Below are 15,626 nucleotides of genomic sequence, written 5' to 3'. Positions count from 1 at the left end.
TCAGGGGCCGCTCTTCTGGGCAAGTTGTCGTGCAATGGCCGCCCCCAGCAGGGGCAGGCCCACGGTCAGCAGGATCATCACCGTGCCAAGCGCGTTGATCTCCGGGCTTATGGAGTTGCGCAGCATGGCGAAGATCTGGGTCGGCACGGTTTCCACGCCGCCCGGTTTCCAGAACAGGGTGCCGGTGATGTCGTCGAAGCTGATGGTGAAGGCGAAAAGCCCGCCCGCGAGCACCGCTGGCAGCATCAGGGGCAATGTGATCTGGAAAAAGGTCTGCACCGGCGAGGCGCCAAGGCTCATCGCGGCCTCCTCCACGTCCCGCTTGATCGCCACAAGCCGCGCCTGCACCACGAGGATCACGAAGGGCAGGGTGAAGATCACATGGCCGAACAGCAGGAGCGTGAAGCTCTTGTTGATGCCGAGGAAGTTGAGGAAGAGCAGAAGCGCAACCGCAAGGACCACTTCCGGCACCAGGATCGGCGCGATCAGGAACGTGGAAATCATGTTGGTGCCCGGCACCTTGTAGCGCACGAGCGCGAGGCTTGCGAGCACGCCCAGCGTGGTGGAAATGACCGCCGTCATCAGCCCCAGCGTGACCGATGTGCGAAAGGCGCGCAGGATCGCATCGTTGTTGGCCAGCTCCACGAACCAGCGGAAGGAAAAGCCGGTCATCGGGAAGCTGCCGAACTGCGATGCGTTGAAGCTCAGCAGAACCACCACTGCCACCGGCAGGAACATGAAGCCATAAACGAGAAGCGCCCAGAGGCGAATGAGAGACCAACCCAGTTTGCCCGTTCCTTCCATCAGCCCAGCCCCTTCATCAGTTGCGCCATGCCGAGATAGCGGTTGTAGAGCATCACAAGCGCGCCCAGAACGACCAGAAGCATCAGGGAAAGCGCCGATCCGAGCGGCCAGTTGAGTTGCGTGATGATCGCCTCATAGACGAGATTGGCGAACATGGCGTCGCGCGGCCCGCCAAGCACCATCGGGGTGATATAAGTGCCTGCGCCCAGCACGAAACAGAGCAGCCCGCCCGCCGCCAGTCCCGGCAGCGAGAGCGGCAACGTCACCTGAAGAAATGATTGCCATTTGGTCGCGCCAAGAGAATTGGCTGCCGACTCCAGATTGGTGTCGATCCCATCAAGGCTGACGAAGACATTGAGGATCATGAAAGGCAGCAGGAAATGCACCAGACCGAGGATCACCGTGGTCTCGTTATAGAGCATCTGTATCGGCTCGTTGATAATACCGATGGTCATCAAAAGGCTGTTGAGAGCACCGGAGACGCCGAGAATGTTGATCCAGCTCATGGTTCGGATGATGTAGCTGATCCAGAAGGGCAGCATCAGCAGCAGAAGCAGGACCGGCTTGTTTCCCTTGGAGCGGGCAATGAAATAGGCGGACGGGTAACCCATCAGCGCGCAGACGATCGTCGTGATGCCCGCGATCTTCAGGGTGTTGAGCAGGATGTCGCGGTAGAAGGCGTCGCTCAGCGCTTCTTGCCAGTTGTCGAGGAAGAACCCCACCTGATCGGCCCCGGCGGCAGAGCGTAGCCAGAAGCTGTAAACCACGATGAACATCAGCGGCACGAAAAGAAGAAGGCCCACCGCCGTCAGGGCGGGGGAGAGAAGGATCCATGGCTGACGCGCTTCGCGGGCTTCAACGGACATCTGTTATCCTTGGGACAAGATCGGCTTGATCGAACCATGCGAAAGTGTCAGTCATTGATCAAATAGATAATGGTGATTGTGAATATAGATGAAATCTATGTATGAGCCCGATCCTCGTATCGATCCCCGATACGCGCCGGAGCGGATCGCCCGCGAGTTGGACTGGAACCTGTTGCGCACCTTCGTGGTTCTGGCGGAGGCGCATTCGGTCACAGAAGCGGCGCAGAGGCTGCGCCTGAAGCAGCCGTCGGTCTCTTCCGCGCTCAAGAAGCTGGAGGATCGGATCGGGCGCAAGCTCATAGATCGGTCGCCCGGGCATTTCGCACTCACCGATGCCGGGCGTCTTTTGTACCGCGAGGCGGTGGACATTCACGGCTCCATCCTGCGGCTGTCGACCCTGCTGCGGGAAATGACCGACGAGGTACAGGGCCATGTCAAGGTCGCGGTGGCAAGCCATGTGGTTTGCCCGTTGTTTGACCGCGTTCTGGCGGAGTTCCACGAAGAGTATCCGCGCGCGAGCCTGTCCATAGATGTGTATTCGAGCGCCGAAGCGATTGCGGAGGTGGCGGCCAAGCGGGCCTCTTTCGCGGTCTGCCTTGTGCGTGATCATAACCCGAAGCTGGAGTATCGCCGTCTCTACAGGGAGTTTTTCGGCCTGTTCTGCGGGCCGCGCAACCCGCTGTTCGGGCGCACGGGACTCACCCGAGAGGATCTGGCTGGACACACGTCGGTCAGCTTCGAGACGGACCGGCTTCACGATGTGCTCAAGCCTGTGACGATGATGCGGGCCGAGGCGGCGCTCGGCGACCGGATCACCGGGGTGTCGAGCCACCTTGAGGAAGTGCGGCGCATGATCGTGGCGGGTATCGGGATCGGACCCCTGCCGGTACACGTGGCGGCGCGCGACGTGTCGGACGGCTTGCTCTTTCAGGTGCCGCCATATGATACGCTGCCGGCGATTGATGTGCATGTGGTCTGGAACCCGCATACGGTGAAGAACCGGGCCGAAGAGTTGCTTCTGAACGGCTTGCAAAAGGCGATCGAGGAAACTCCGATCGAGGACCGCACCTATGCCCCGGAACTGCGCAGCCCGGAATAGGGGGCCTGCGGAGAGGCGAACGCCTGCCGGAAATAATCATGCATGATGGCAAGCGGGCGATTGAATTCCAATCCCCGGCGCCAGGCAAGGCCAATGTCCATTGACGGGATGTCCAAGTCGGTGGGCACCGTGCCGATGCGTTTGCCTTCAAGCGACCAGGGGCGATACACCATGTCCGACAGGATCGTGATCCCCTGTCCATTGGCGACCATGGAGCGGACGGCCTCCACCGAGGAGGTGCGCAGTTTCACGCGCGGCTGGTGGCCTGTCATGCTCCAGTATTTCATGGCGGTATGGGCTGCTTCGTCCACGGTGAGCATGATGTAGTCTTCCCTTGCGATCTCGGCGAAGCTGGCCTTGCCCCTGCGCTGAAACGGATGGTTGTTGGCCACCCAGAGCCGCCGGGTGGATCGCAGAAGGGTTTCCGATTCAAGATCGGGGTTGGTCAGGTTCGAGGTCAGAAGCACCGCGATATCGAAGCGGTTTGAAAGCAGTCCCTCTTCGATGCTTTCGCGGTTAAGCTCGTGAAGGCGGATTTCCAGACCGGGATGAAGTTGTGCAAGCCGGTCGAGATGGTAGGGCAGGAAATAGCCAATCACCGTATAGGTCGTCGCGAGCGTGATGACCCCGCTGACAGCGGAATGGCGCCGGGTGAGTTTTGTTGCCTCGTCCAGTTTTTCGAGGATTTCATGCGCGGAGGCGAGAAATTCACGCCCCGCGTCCGTCATTTCCATACCGCGCGCGGATCGCTGGAACAGTGCCGTGCCAAGCTCCGCCTCCAGTTCGCGGATAGCCCCCGTGACCGAGGATTGCGAGATCGAGAGCGCCGTGGCCGCGCGCCTGACCTGGCCGGTCTCCGCAGTGGCGACGAAATACTTGAGGTGACGGAAGTTCATCTCTGTTCCGATCTAAATACCTGAAGGCCCATTAACGGAAAAATGAATGCGCGCTCAAGGGATTTTCCCTGCATCGCGCCATAAGCGCCTATACGCAATGTTTCGAGGAATGACGCGCCCGGATAGATATCTGATTTTCCGATATTCGTTGTGCAAGTTTTAGAATTTTACAATTCAACGCCTCGCCCGGAAACTGACTTCAAAGACCACACAAGGATGCCAGTCATGCGGGACATTGTCGATCTTAACTGCGATATGGGAGAGGGCTTCGGCCAGTGGGAGCTTGGCGAGGCGCCGGACGCGGATCTGATGGCGCTGATCAGTTCCGCCAATATCGCAGCGGGGTTTCATGCGGGCGATCCCAACACGATGGACCGGGTGATCAAGCTCGTCCACGAGTATGGAGTCGGGCTTGGGGCGCATCCCGGATATCACGATCTTCAGGGGTTTGGCCGGCGTTACATCCGCACAAGCGCCGAGGAACTCGTCAACGACATCCTCTATCAGGTCGGGGCGATCCGCGAATTCGGTCGTCGCTACGGAGTGCCGCTTCAGCATATCAAACCTCATGGCGCGCTCTACATGGAAGCGGCGGTGAACGAGGAGCTATCGCAGCATATGGTCGAGACCCTGCAAAAGACCTGCGGCGAGGCGATCCTGTTCTGCATGGGGCCATCGAAAACCTACGAGGTGGCGAAGCGGTGCGGGCAGCCCGTCGTGCGCGAGCTGTTCGCCGACCGCGATTATGACGAAAGCGGCCACATCGTCTTTGCGCGCAAAGTGGCCCGCCCCGACCCGCAGGCGATCGCCGCGAAATGTCTGCGTGCCTGCAAGGAAGGCATCGTCGAGACGGTTCAGGGCACGGAGATCGAAATGGAATTCGAGTCGATCTGTTTCCACTCCGACACCCCCGGCGCATTGGAAATCGGCAAGGCCATCCGAACCACACTCACGGAAAACGGTATCACGATCGCCCCTGCGGCGACTGTGCTCGACCGGATGAACTGAATTCAGGATTAAAAGCGATAAGGGAGACACCTATGGCAGAGATTCAATCCCCCCTTCCGGGAACGTTTTATCATCAGGCTTCGCCCGGTGAGCCGCCTTTCAAGGCCAAGGGCGACGCGGTCGCGGTCGGTGACACGATCGGCCTGATCGAAGTGATGAAAACCTTCATCGAGATCAAGGCGGAAGCGGCCGGCACCTTCGCCGATTACAAGATCGAGGACGCCGCGCCGGTCTCGGCCGGGCAGGTTCTGGCGGAGCTGGACGGCTGACCATGGACATTCAGCGCCTGTTCATAGCCAATCGCGGCGAAATCGCCGTTCGCATCATCCGTGCGGCGCAAGCGATGGGGATCACGACGATTCAGGCCTATTCGGAGGGTGATTCCGAGATGTTGGCGGTCAGGCTGGCGGACGAGGCGGTGTGTATCGGTCCCGCGTCGGCAAAGGACTCCTATCTCAATATCGACAAGGTGGTGGCCGCCGCGCGCGAAAGCGGGGCCGACGCGGTCCATCCCGGCTATGGCTTTCTATCCGAAAGCCCGACCTTTGCCCGTGCGCTTGAGGCCGCGGGCGTCCGCTATATCGGGCCATCTGCGAACACGATCGAACGGATGGGCGACAAGGTCGCCGCGCGTCAAGCCGCCGAAGCGGCGGGGGTGCCGGTCGTGCCCGGATCTGACGGGCGGGTCGATTCGGTGGATGACGCCGCCATGATCGCCGCAAAGGTCGGATATCCCGTCATGATCAAGGCCGCCGCCGGCGGCGGGGGGCGCGGCATCCGCATCGCAGCGGATGAGGCGGAGCTTCGCAAACTCGCGCCACAGGCGCAGCAGGAGGCGGCCGCGGCCTTTGGCGATGGCGGGCTTTACCTTGAACATGCGGTGCAATCGCCCCGGCATATCGAGGTGCAGATCGTTGGTGACGGCAAGAGCGCCGTGCATTTCTTCGAACGCGAGTGTTCGCTTCAGCGGCGGCGTCAGAAGGTCTGGGAAGAGGCCGGGGCCGAATGTCTCGACGAACCCACGCGCGATGCGCTTTGCGCCTCGGCCGTGGCGCTGGCCGAGGCGGTTGACTATGTCGGTGCGGGGACGCTCGAGTATCTCTATGACCCTGAAAAGAATGCGTTTTACTTCATCGAGATGAACACGCGCATTCAGGTTGAACATCCGGTGAGCGAAATGATCACCGGCGTCGATCTGGTGCAGGAGATGATCCGGGTTTGCGGCGGCGAGCCGCTGAGCGTGACGCAGGAGCAGATCCGCCGCAACGGTCACGCCATCGAGGTGCGGATCAATGCCGAGGATCCGCTGATGCAGTTCATGCCGTTCCCCGGCAAGGTCGGTGCCCTGCGCATCCCGGAAGGAGACGGTACCCGCTTCGATCATTTCCTCTACGAGGGCTATCAAATCCCGCCCTTCTACGACTCGCTTCTCGGCAAGCTGATCGTGCATGGCAAGGATCGCGCGGATGCGATCGGCAAGCTGAGCAAGGCGTTGAAGGGGCTCGATATCGGTGGGCTGAAGACAACAGTGCCACTGCATATTGCACTGGCAGAAGACAAAGACGTGCAGGCTGACGCCTTTCATACCCAGTGGCTTGAGCCCTGGCTGGAAGCCGGCAACCTGACGGCCGCAGCAACAGGAGGCGCATCGTGAAGACACGTTATTCATATGGCGGGGATGAGCATATCTACGTGGAAATGGACGAGGAGATGTCGCTTGATGCCTTCTTCAAGTCCCTGTCCATGAGCAATGCTGTCCGGGAGGCCGACATACCCGGCGTGACGGAGATCTGCCCGGCGAACGCATCGTTTCAGGTGCGGTTCGACCCGGATGTGACCCCGCCCGAGGAGATGCTCAATCGCGTAAAGGAACTTGAGCACAAGGCCGAAACCGCCGAGAAACGGATGACCACGCGGATCGTCGAGGTGCCGGTCTACTATCAGGATCCATGGACCCATGAGACGGTCATGCGGTTTCGGGAACGCCATCAGGATCCGAGCGGCACCGATCTGGACTACGGCGCGCGGATCAACGGCTATGACAGCGTGGAGGCGTTCATAGAGGCGCATCACGCGGCCCCGTGGTTCGTGTCCATGGTCGGCTTTGTGTCGGGCCTGCCCTTCCTCTATCAACTGGTCGAGCGTGACAAGCAGATCGAGGTGCCGAAATACCTGCGCCCCCGCACCGATACGCCGAAGCAGACCGTGGGCTATGGGGGGTGTTTTACCGCGATCTACTCGGTGCGCGGGGCCGGAGGCTACCAGATGTTCGGCATCACGCCGATGACGATCTACGATCCGCGGCAGGAAACGTCCTACCTCAAGGACTTTCTGGTGTTTTTCAAACCCGGAGACATCGTGAAATTCGAGCCTATCGATCGCGAGGCCTACGACCGCGTCCTCGCAGGGGTCGAGGCCGGCACATGGCAGCCAAGGATCGCCGAGGTGGAGTTCGATCTTGATGCGTTCAAGGCCGACATGGAAGGAACCAACGCAAAGCTGATGGAGGCTCTCAATGGCGCTTAAGATTGTCAAACCCGGCCTTGCCACCTCGATTCAGGATCTTGGGCGCCCGGGATATTTCCACCTTGGGATCCCGCAGGGCGGCGCGATGGACCGGCTCGCCATGCGGGCGGCAAACATGCTTGTCGGCAACCCCGAAGAGGCTGCCGGGCTTGAAGCCGTGTTCATGGGCCCGGAGATTGCATTCACCGCTGATGCCAGCGTTGCCGTGACCGGCGCGGAGATGCCGGTGACCGTGGACGGTGAGCCGCGTGAGACATGGACGAGCTTCACCGTGCGCAAGGGGCAGGTGCTTGGGTTCGGCTTCCTTCAGAAGGGCGCGCGGATCTATATCGCCGTGTCCGGCGGAATCGACACGCCGCCCGATCTGGGCAGCCGGTCCACCTATCCCATTGGCGCGCTTGGCGGAATCGAGGGGCGGCCCATAGAGGCCGGCGATACGCTTCCGGTGGGAAGCGCGCCGCTGGTCGAGGAAGGGCGCAGCGCGCCTGCCCAACTGCGCCGGATGCCGGGCAACCCGGCAGAATTGCGGGCGCTTCCGGGACTCTATTGGCACCGGATCACCGAGGCCGCGCAGCAAGGGTTCTTCGATGACACATGGACCGTTGCGGCAGAGGCCGACCGCATGGGTTACCGTTTCAAAGGCGGCCGCGTATTGGAATTTGTCGAGCGCGAACAACCCTTTGGTGCAGGGGCCGATCCGTCGAACATCGTGGACGGCTGCTATTCCTACGGCTCGATCCAGGTGCCCGGCGGGACGGAGCCGATCGTGCTGCACCGCGATGCGGTCTCGGGGGGCGGGTATTTCACGCTTGGAGCAGTGATCTCGGCCGACATGGACCTGATCGGGCAGCTTCAGCCCAACACGGAGGTGAAATTCAGGCGCGTGGACATGGCCGAGGCGCTGGCGGCGCGCGCAGAGCGGCGGCAGATGATCGAGAAGCTGCGGCAAGAGCTGGCGTAGGCCACAGCTGGCGGGCGGTACGGTGCGAAGCCACCACCGGGCTGCACCGCCGCCGGATGCCTGGCAGCCCGCTCCTCGGGGTGCGGCCCCGAATCGGGTTAAGCCTTTGCAAACGCAGAAAAACCCATGTCGGTATCACGTCGGTAAAACGTCGGTATTGCGTCGGTGCCGAAAACCGCGCCGTGCCGTCTCGGGCCGCTGTGAACGCGGCGCGCGTTGCTTTTTCGAGTATTTTCGGAACAGAGAAAGACCATGCGCTTTGCCTACCTCATTTCGGGTCAAATACCTCGGGGTCCGGGGCAGAGCCCCGGGGCCTGCGCGGCCTGAGCGCAAATCATGGAGCGCGCCGCAAGGCGCCCCGTCTGGTCACGCCATGTGAAACGGGCCCGCGTCGCCGCGCGGGCCCTCTGGCTGTGATCGGTCCGGCTCAGGCGGCTTTGGCGTCCGGACCGAAGCGGTCATAGAAGCTCTGGTTCTTGTCGGCCATTTCGCGCAGAAGCGGCGGGCAGGCGAAGCGATCGCCATAGGCGGCCTGCAACTGGTCGCAGCGGTCCGCCGCCCAGGGTGCGCCGACGATGTCGAGCCATGAGAACGGCCCGCCCGACCACGGCATGAAGCCCCAACCAAGGATCGCGCCCACGTCGCCCTCGCGGATGTCCTCCAGAACGCCCGCCTCCAGCGCGCGCACCGCTTCGAGCACCTGAACGAAGATCAGCCGATGCTGCACCTCCATCAATTCGGGTTGCTCTTGGGCGCGGGAGAACTTGTCGCGAAGCCCCGGCCAGTAGCCAAGACGCTTGCCCTTGTCGTCGTAATCGAAGAACCCGGCCTTGGCCTTGCGGCCCAGCCGTCCCTCGTCGACCATCCAGAAGGTCACGTCGTCGGCCACCGATCTGGGATAGGCGTCGCCCATCGCCTCCATCGTCGCCTTGGCGATCTTCGCGCCGAGGTCGAGCGAGGTTTCGTCGACAAGCTGGATCGGCCCGACCGGGAACCCCAGAAGCTGCGCCGCATGGTCGATCAGCGGGCGGGTCACGCCCTCGCCGGCCATCATCACGCCCTCGTTGATATAGGGGATGATGCAGCGGTTGGCATAGAAGAACCGCTCGTCGTTGACCACGATCGGCGTCTTGCGGATCTGGCGCACGTAGTCGAGCGCCTTGGCCACCGCGCGATCGCCGGTCTTGCGGCCCTTGATGATTTCCACCAGCGACATCTTCTCGACCGGCGAGAAGAAGTGGATGCCGATGAATTGCTCGGGCCGCTGCGACGCCTTGGCCAGTTCGGTGATCGGCAGGGTGGAGGTATTTGAGGCGAAGATGCAGTCATCGGGCACCACGGTCTCGACCTTCCGGGTCATCTCGGCCTTGACCTTGGTATCCTCGAACACCGCCTCGATGATCAGATCGCACCCCTTGAGCGCGTCCAGATCGGGCGTGGCGGTGATGCGCGAGAGCATCTCCTCCTTCTTTTCCGGCGTCGCCTTGCCGCGCTTGATGCCCTTGTCCATGTAGTCCTCGGAATAGGACTTGCCACGGTCGGCAGCGTCCTGGGTCTGGTCGATCAGAACGACCTCCATCCCGGCCTGCGCGGAGACGAGCGCGATGCCCGCGCCCATCATGCCCGCGCCCAGAACGCCGATCTTGCTGACGCGCTGATCGGGGGCGTCGGGGCGGTTGGCGCCTTTCTCCAGCGCCTCCTTGTTGATGAAGAGCGAGCGGATCATCGCCGTGGACGAGGGGTTCATCAGCACGTTGGTGAACCAGCGCGCCTCGATCTTCAGGGCGGTGTCAAACGGCACCTGCGCGCCCTCGTAGACCGCCGACAGAAGCGCCTTGGCCGCGGGGTAGACGCCCCATGTGTTGCCATTGACCATTGCGGAGGCGCCCACGAAGGTCATGTAGCCTGCGGGGTGATAGGGATCGCCCCCGGGCATCTTGTAGCCCTTCGTGTCCCACGGTTTGACCAGATCGGCGTCCGAGGCGCCGAGCACCCATTCCTTCGCGGCGGCGACCGGATCGGCCACCACCTCGTCGATGAGACCGGCGGATTTCGCCTTCTTGGGGTCCGACAGCTTGCCCTCCAGCAGGAAGGGGGCCGCCGCCATCGCGCCGAGCTTGCGCGCCAGTCGCGTGGTGCCGCCCGCGCCCGGAAAGATGCCGACCATGATCTCGGGCAGGCCGATCTTCGCCTTGGGGTTGTCGGCGGCGAAGATGCGGTGGCAGGCCAGCGGCAGTTCGAAGCCGATGCCGAGCGCGGTCCCCGGCAGGGCGGCGGCGATGGGCTTGCCGCCCTTGTTTGTCTTCTCGTCCATGCCTGCGCGTTCGATCTTGCGCAGCACGCCATGCATCTGCATCACGCCGTCGAACAGGCCCTTGGCGGGGCTGTCGCCCGCGTCGTCCTTCATCTTGGCGATGACGTTGAGATCCATCCCCCCGGCGAAGTCGGATTTGCCCGAGGTGATCACGATGCCTTTCACGGCGTCGTCGGCCAGCGCGTCGTCGACGAGATCGCTGAGTTGCTGGAACCCCTCAAGCGACATGACGTTCATGCTCTTGCCGGGCACGTCCCAGGTGATGACGGCGGTGCCGTCGGCGTCCTTGGTCATGGTGAAATCGGTCATGGTTGTCTCCTCCTGCTTGCCAGTCACACGCGCTCGATGATGGTGGCCGCGCCCATACCGGACGCGATGCAGAGCGTGGCAAGCCCGGTTTCCTTGTCCGACCGCTCCAGCTCATCCAGAAGCGTGCCGATGATGATCGCGCCGGTGGCGCCCAGCGGGTGGCCCATCGCGATGGACCCGCCGTTGACGTTCACCCGTTCGGGGTCGAGGTCGAAGGCCTGCTGAAAGCGCAGAACGACGGAGGCGAAGGCCTCGTTCACCTCGAACAGGTCGATGTCGGAGATCTGCATGCCGCTGTCGGCGAGGATCTTCTGCGTAGCCGGCACCGGGCCGGTGAGCATGATGGTCGGATCGGTGCCGATCTTGCAGGTCTGGCGGATGCGCGCGCGGGGCTTGAGCCCGTATTTGCGCCCGAATTCGGCGTTGCCGATGAGCACCCCGGCCGCGCCGTCCACGATACCGGAGCTGTTGCCGGCGTGGTGGATATGCTCCACCCGCTCCATCTGCGGGTATTTCATGATCGCCACCTTGTCGAAGCCGGGCATGGATTCGCCCATCTCCTTGAAGGCGGGTTTCAGGCCGCCGAGCGTTTGCATGTCCGTGCCGGGGCGCATGTATTCGTCGCGGTCGAGGATCGGCAGCCCGTTCTGGTCGGTCACCGGGATGAGCGATTTCGAAAACCGCCCCTCGTCCCATGCCTGTTTGGCCCGGCGCTGGGATTCGACGGCAAGGGCGTCGGCCTGATCGCGGGTGAAGCCGAATTGCGTGGCGATGATGTCGGCGGAGATGCCCTGCGGGACGAAGTAATGCTCCATCGCGACGGTGGGATCGACGGCCATCGCCGCCCCGTCGGAGCCCATGGGCACGCGGCCCATCATCTCCACCCCGCCGGCGATATACCCGTCACCCGCGCCGCCGCGCACCTGGTTGGCGGCGAGGTTCACCGCCTCCATGCCGCTGGCGCAGAATCGGTTGATCGCGAGGCCGGGAATGGATTCGTCGAGATCGGAGGCCAGAACGGCGGTGCGCGCGAGGCAGCCGCCCTGTTCCTTGACCTGCGTGACGTTGCCCCAGATCACATCCTCGACCGCGTAGCCGTCAAGCGCGTTGCGGTCCTTCAGCGCGTTCAGCATGGCGGCCGAAAGGCTCACAGAGGTCACTTCGTGCAGGGCGCCGTCCTTGCGGCCCTTGCCGCGGGGGCTGCGCACGGCATCGTAGATATAGGCGTCGGTCATGACGGTCTCCTTTCTCAGGCCCGGTCCGCGGGGGAGCCGGGCATCAGGTCATAGGGGTGTTTCCAGCCGGGGGTCCGTTCGATGTTGGACAGCCAGCGGTCGATATTGGTCCAGTCGCCGCGATCGAAGCCGAAGGGTTCGGTGTAAAACAGATACCCGCAGCAAGACAGATCGGCATTGGTCAGCCCGTCGCCCACGATCCAGTCGCGCCCCTCAAGATGGGAGTCGAGCGTGGCATAGGCGGCCTTGAGGCGACCCTGATTGAAGGCGATCACCTCGGCGGGGCGCTTGTCCTCGGGCAGGAAATTCATCAGAAAGCGGGTCATCCCGGCCATCGAGCTGAGCTTGTGGTTGTCCCAGAGCACCCAGCGCAGGATCTCGTAGCGGTCCTTGCGGCTTTCGCCGCCGAACTTGCCCGTCAACTCGGTCACATAGGTCTGGATCGCGCCGGACTGCGAGGTGCGGAAATCTCCATCCACCAGCACCGGAGCCTCGCCCAGCGGGTTGACGGTCTCGCGGTAGTCCGGGCGTCTGGTCTCGCCGCCGAAGAAGTCGACGAAGACCGGCGCCCAGTCGAGGCCGGACAGTTCCAGCGCGAGGGCGGCCTTGTAGGAGTTGCCCGACTCGCCGAAGCAATAGAGTTGAATGGTCATAGATGCCTCCCTCAGTCGTCGTGCGCGTGGGGCCCCGGCGCCGGGCCGGGGCCGCCGTTTTGTTCAGAACGCCTCCGCGTCGAGCGCCATCACCGTGTCGGCGCCCGATTCGATGCGCGCGAGGTGCATCGCCGTGGCCGGCAGGCGGCGCTTCATGTAATAGCGTCCGGTGGCGAGCTTCGTCTCGTGGAACGCGGCGTCCGAGGTGCCGCCATCCAGCGCGGCGGCCGATGCCCTGGCCATCTGTGCCCACATCAACCCAAGGCAGACATGGCCGAACAGATGCATGAAGTCATATGACCCTGCAAGCGCGGCGTTGGGGTTTTTCATGCCGTTCTGCATGAAGAACATGCCCGCGGTCTGAAGATCCTTGGACGCCGCCTTGAGCGGGTCGAGAAAGTCGGCCTTGATCGCCTCGTTGTCGTCGTTGTCCTTGATGAAGCCCTTGACCAGATCGAAGAAGGCCATGACGTGCTTGCCGCCGTCCTGTGCCAGCTTGCGGCCCACCAGATCGAGCGCCTGAACGCCGTTGGCCCCCTCGTAGATCATGGCGATGCGGGCGTCGCGGGTGAACTGGCTCATGCCATGTTCCTCGATATAGCCGTGCCCGCCATAGACCTGCTGCGCGAGCACGGTCATGTCGTAGCCCTCGTCGGTCAGAAAGCCCTTGATCACCGGGGTCATCAGAGAAATCAGTCCGTCGGCGGCCTCGTCATCGGCGCGGTGGGCCTTGTCGATCAGCATCGCGCCCCACAGAAGGAAGGCGCGCCCGCCCTCGACAAAGCTTTTCTGATCCATCAGCGCGCGGCGCACATCGGGGTGCACGATGATCGGATCGGCCGGGCCGTCGGGGTTCTGCGCGCCGGTCACGTCGCGGCCCTGAAGCCGCTCCCTCGCGTAGATCACGGCGTTTTCATATGCGGCGGCGGCCTGCGCGAGCCCCTGCATTCCGACGCCGATGCGGGCTTCGTTCATCATGGTGAACATGGCGCGCATGCCCTTGTGCTTTTCGCCCAGCAGATAGCCGGTGGCGCCGTCGTAGTTCATCACGCAGGTGGCGTTGCCGTGAATGCCCATCTTCGTTTCGATATTGCCGACGCTGACGCCGTTGCGCTCGCCGAGGCTGCCGTCCTCCTTGACCATGATCTTGGGCACGATGAAGAGCGACACGCCCTTGATCCCGTCCGGCCCGCCGGGGATTTTCGCCAGCACCAGATGGATGATGTTGTCGGCCATGTCATGCTCACCGGCGGAGATGAAGATCTTCTGCCCGGTGATCTTGTAGCTGCCGTCGTCCTGCGGTTCGGCCTTGGTGCGCATCAGGCCCAGATCGGTGCCGCAATGCGGCTCTGTCAGGTTCATGGTGCCGGTCCACACGCAAGAGACCATCTTGGGCAGGTAGGTGGCCTTCTGCGCGTCGCTTCCGTGGGTCAGGATCGCGGAGGCCGCGCCGTGGGTCAGGCCCTGATACATGGTGAACGCCTGATTGGCGGCCGAGAACATCTCTCCGACGGCGGTGCCCATCACGTAGGGCATGCCCTGCCCACCGAACTCTTCGGGCAGGTCGAGGCCGGGCCAGCCGCCCTCTTTCACCTGATCGAAGGCGTCCTTGAACCCGGTGGGCGTGTAGACCACGCCATTTTCGAGCCGGCAGCCCTCGGTGTCGCCCACGGTATTGAGAGGCGCGAGCAGGTCGGAACTCAGCTTGCCGGCCTCTTCCAGAACGGCCTTGGTGAAATCGGCCTCCAACTCGTCATAGCCGGGGATACCGGCCTGAGAGACATTGAGCATGTCATGCAGGATGAACTGTGTGTCCCGGACGGGGGCGGTGTAGCTGGGCATCGGTGTCTCCCTTGGTTTGGATTACTCGGCGGCGGTCCGGTCCTGGCGCATGGAGGCGATGATCTTCTCACCCCATTTGAGTTGCTCCTGAAGGTCCGCGATCGCCTGATCGAGTTCGTCGCGCTGCGACTGCATGTCCCTGAGCCGTTCCTGCGCAAGCTCGTAGGTGCGGGTGATCTGGGTCTGCTGCTGGTCGCCCATGTCATACAGGTCGAGAAGCTGGCGGATCTCTTCGAGCGAGAAGCCGAACCGTTTGCCGCGCAGAATCAGCTTCAGCCGCGCGCGGTCGCGCTTGGTAAAGAGCCGCTTCTGACCCTCGCGGTGCGGGAAGATGAGCTCTTTCGCCTCGTAGAATCGCAAGGTGCGCGGCGTCACATCGTAGGTGTCGCACATCTCGCGAATGGTCATGGTCTGATTGGTCATGTCATCAACCCCCGTGATCTGAACATAGGGTGCAGGATAGGCGATGAAAGCGTCGTTACAACAAAAGTTGACGTTTACGTAATGAAGACGCTGCGTCATGCCAAGGTTGACGTAACTTCCTTTCAGGTCACCGCCGAAGTTGCGCAAGTTTCTGCGTGCGGGGTCATGATTGCGGGAGGATTTCGTCGATTTGATCTCTGCGTGTCGCGGTCAGCCGAGCGACGCGGCGGTCTGATCGCGCAAGTCCTGCAACTCGACGATGGCCTGTTCGATCTGCTGCTTCTGATCGCGCAATTCGTCCATCTGGCGGTCGGCCATTTCGATGAATGCCTCCATCTGCGCCTTTGTGCCTTCGCGTTCGTAGATCAGGAGCCATTGCCGGATGTCTTCGAGCTTGATGCCGAATCTGCGCCCGCGCATGATCAGGATCATCCGCGCCACCTCTCGCGGGCCGAAGAACCGCGCGCGGCCTTCGCGCTCGGGCTGGAGAAGTTCGATATACTCGTAGTACCGAAGGGTGCGCGGCGTCACGTCGAACTTGGCGCACATCTCCTTGAACGTCAGGCGGGTTTCGGCCATCGGACTCCTCCATTCGCCAGCGTAACTTAGGCTCCGGCGCGGGGAAGGGCAACCGGCGGGCTTGCACATCCACGCCGATCCGTTCGATATACGGGAGTGGAACGTGTCAGG

Annotated in this window: 15 protein-coding genes; 6 read left to right on the top strand and 9 right to left on the bottom strand. The window is 62.6% G+C overall.

From position 1 onward, the window contains the following. Positions 1-786 carry an ABC transporter permease subunit gene (locus tag BMW66_RS02755; RefSeq protein WP_093115409.1) on the bottom strand — a complete coding sequence of 262 codons (786 nt, stop codon included), beginning with the start codon at positions 784-786 and terminating at the stop codon, positions 1-3. Positions 787-803: 17 nt separating this feature from the next. Further along, positions 804-1,670, bottom strand: coding sequence for an ABC transporter permease (locus BMW66_RS02750; protein WP_093115149.1), 867 nt, complete (start codon positions 1,668-1,670; stop codon positions 804-806). Positions 1,671-1,767: 97 nt separating this feature from the next. Here BMW66_RS02750 and BMW66_RS02745 point away from each other — a divergent pair, with 97 nt between their 5' ends. Continuing rightward, positions 1,768-2,769, top strand: coding sequence for a LysR family transcriptional regulator (locus tag BMW66_RS02745; protein WP_093115147.1), 1,002 nt, complete (start codon positions 1,768-1,770; stop codon positions 2,767-2,769). Here BMW66_RS02745 and BMW66_RS02740 read toward each other — a convergent pair. Beyond that, entirely contained in the window at positions 2,739-3,665 is a 927-nt protein-coding gene (locus BMW66_RS02740; protein ID WP_093115145.1) for a LysR family transcriptional regulator, read from the bottom strand. The genes BMW66_RS02745 and BMW66_RS02740 overlap by 31 nt on opposite strands. 225 nt (positions 3,666-3,890) lie before the next feature. On the opposite strand from BMW66_RS02740, the gene BMW66_RS02735 reads away from it, so the two are divergent. From BMW66_RS02735 to BMW66_RS02715, 5 genes are read left to right on the top strand one after another with little or no spacing between them, the layout of a single operon-like run. Beyond that, positions 3,891-4,673, top strand: coding sequence for a 5-oxoprolinase subunit PxpA (locus BMW66_RS02735; protein WP_175483145.1), 783 nt, complete (start codon positions 3,891-3,893; stop codon positions 4,671-4,673). 32 nt (positions 4,674-4,705) lie between these two features. Further along, positions 4,706-4,942, top strand: a complete 237-nt coding sequence (locus BMW66_RS02730; protein WP_093115141.1) for an acetyl-CoA carboxylase — start codon at positions 4,706-4,708, stop codon at positions 4,940-4,942. A gap of 2 nt (positions 4,943-4,944) precedes the next feature. Beyond that, complete coding sequence (locus BMW66_RS02725; protein ID WP_093115139.1) at positions 4,945-6,327, top strand: acetyl-CoA carboxylase biotin carboxylase subunit; 1,383 nt, start codon at positions 4,945-4,947, stop codon at positions 6,325-6,327. Continuing rightward, positions 6,324-7,199: a 5-oxoprolinase subunit B family protein gene (locus BMW66_RS02720; protein ID WP_093115137.1), complete on the top strand. Its 876-nt coding sequence runs from the start codon at positions 6,324-6,326 to the stop codon at positions 7,197-7,199. The genes BMW66_RS02725 and BMW66_RS02720 overlap by 4 nt, the downstream gene beginning before the upstream one ends. Then, positions 7,189-8,160: a 5-oxoprolinase subunit C family protein gene (locus tag BMW66_RS02715; RefSeq protein WP_093115135.1), complete on the top strand. Its 972-nt coding sequence runs from the start codon at positions 7,189-7,191 to the stop codon at positions 8,158-8,160. Before BMW66_RS02720 ends, BMW66_RS02715 begins: the two co-directional genes overlap by 11 nt. 427 nt (positions 8,161-8,587) lie before the next feature. Here the strand turns inward: BMW66_RS02715 and BMW66_RS02710 are convergent, their stop codons facing one another. From BMW66_RS02710 to BMW66_RS02685, 6 genes are all read right to left on the bottom strand, one after another. Continuing rightward, positions 8,588-10,783, bottom strand: coding sequence for a 3-hydroxyacyl-CoA dehydrogenase NAD-binding domain-containing protein (locus BMW66_RS02710; protein ID WP_093115133.1), 2,196 nt, complete (start codon positions 10,781-10,783; stop codon positions 8,588-8,590). A 23-nt stretch (positions 10,784-10,806) separates the two neighbouring features. Continuing rightward, a complete protein-coding gene (locus BMW66_RS02705; RefSeq protein WP_093115131.1) occupies positions 10,807-12,018 on the bottom strand; it encodes an acetyl-CoA C-acetyltransferase in 1,212 nt (403 codons plus the stop codon). A gap of 14 nt (positions 12,019-12,032) precedes the next feature. Then, positions 12,033-12,671 carry a glutathione S-transferase family protein gene (locus BMW66_RS02700; RefSeq protein ID WP_093115129.1) on the bottom strand — a complete coding sequence of 213 codons (639 nt, stop codon included), beginning with the start codon at positions 12,669-12,671 and terminating at the stop codon, positions 12,033-12,035. 63 nt (positions 12,672-12,734) lie between these two features. Next, positions 12,735-14,513 (bottom strand): acyl-CoA dehydrogenase C-terminal domain-containing protein, encoded by a 1,779-nt coding sequence (locus BMW66_RS02695; RefSeq protein ID WP_093115127.1) that lies wholly within the window; start codon positions 14,511-14,513, stop codon positions 12,735-12,737. Between the two features lie 21 nt (positions 14,514-14,534). After that, entirely contained in the window at positions 14,535-14,936 is a 402-nt protein-coding gene (locus BMW66_RS02690) for a MerR family transcriptional regulator (protein ID WP_093115407.1), read from the bottom strand. 210 nt (positions 14,937-15,146) lie between these two features. After that, entirely contained in the window at positions 15,147-15,515 is a 369-nt protein-coding gene (locus BMW66_RS02685; protein WP_093115125.1) for a MerR family transcriptional regulator, read from the bottom strand. Positions 15,516-15,626 lie beyond the last annotated feature (111 nt).

Origin of the sequence: Salinihabitans flavidus, assembly GCF_900110425.1 — a bacterium.
Classification (GTDB): domain Bacteria; phylum Pseudomonadota; class Alphaproteobacteria; order Rhodobacterales; family Rhodobacteraceae; genus Salinihabitans; species Salinihabitans flavidus.
This window is presented reverse-complemented; position numbering and strand designations above follow the sequence as displayed.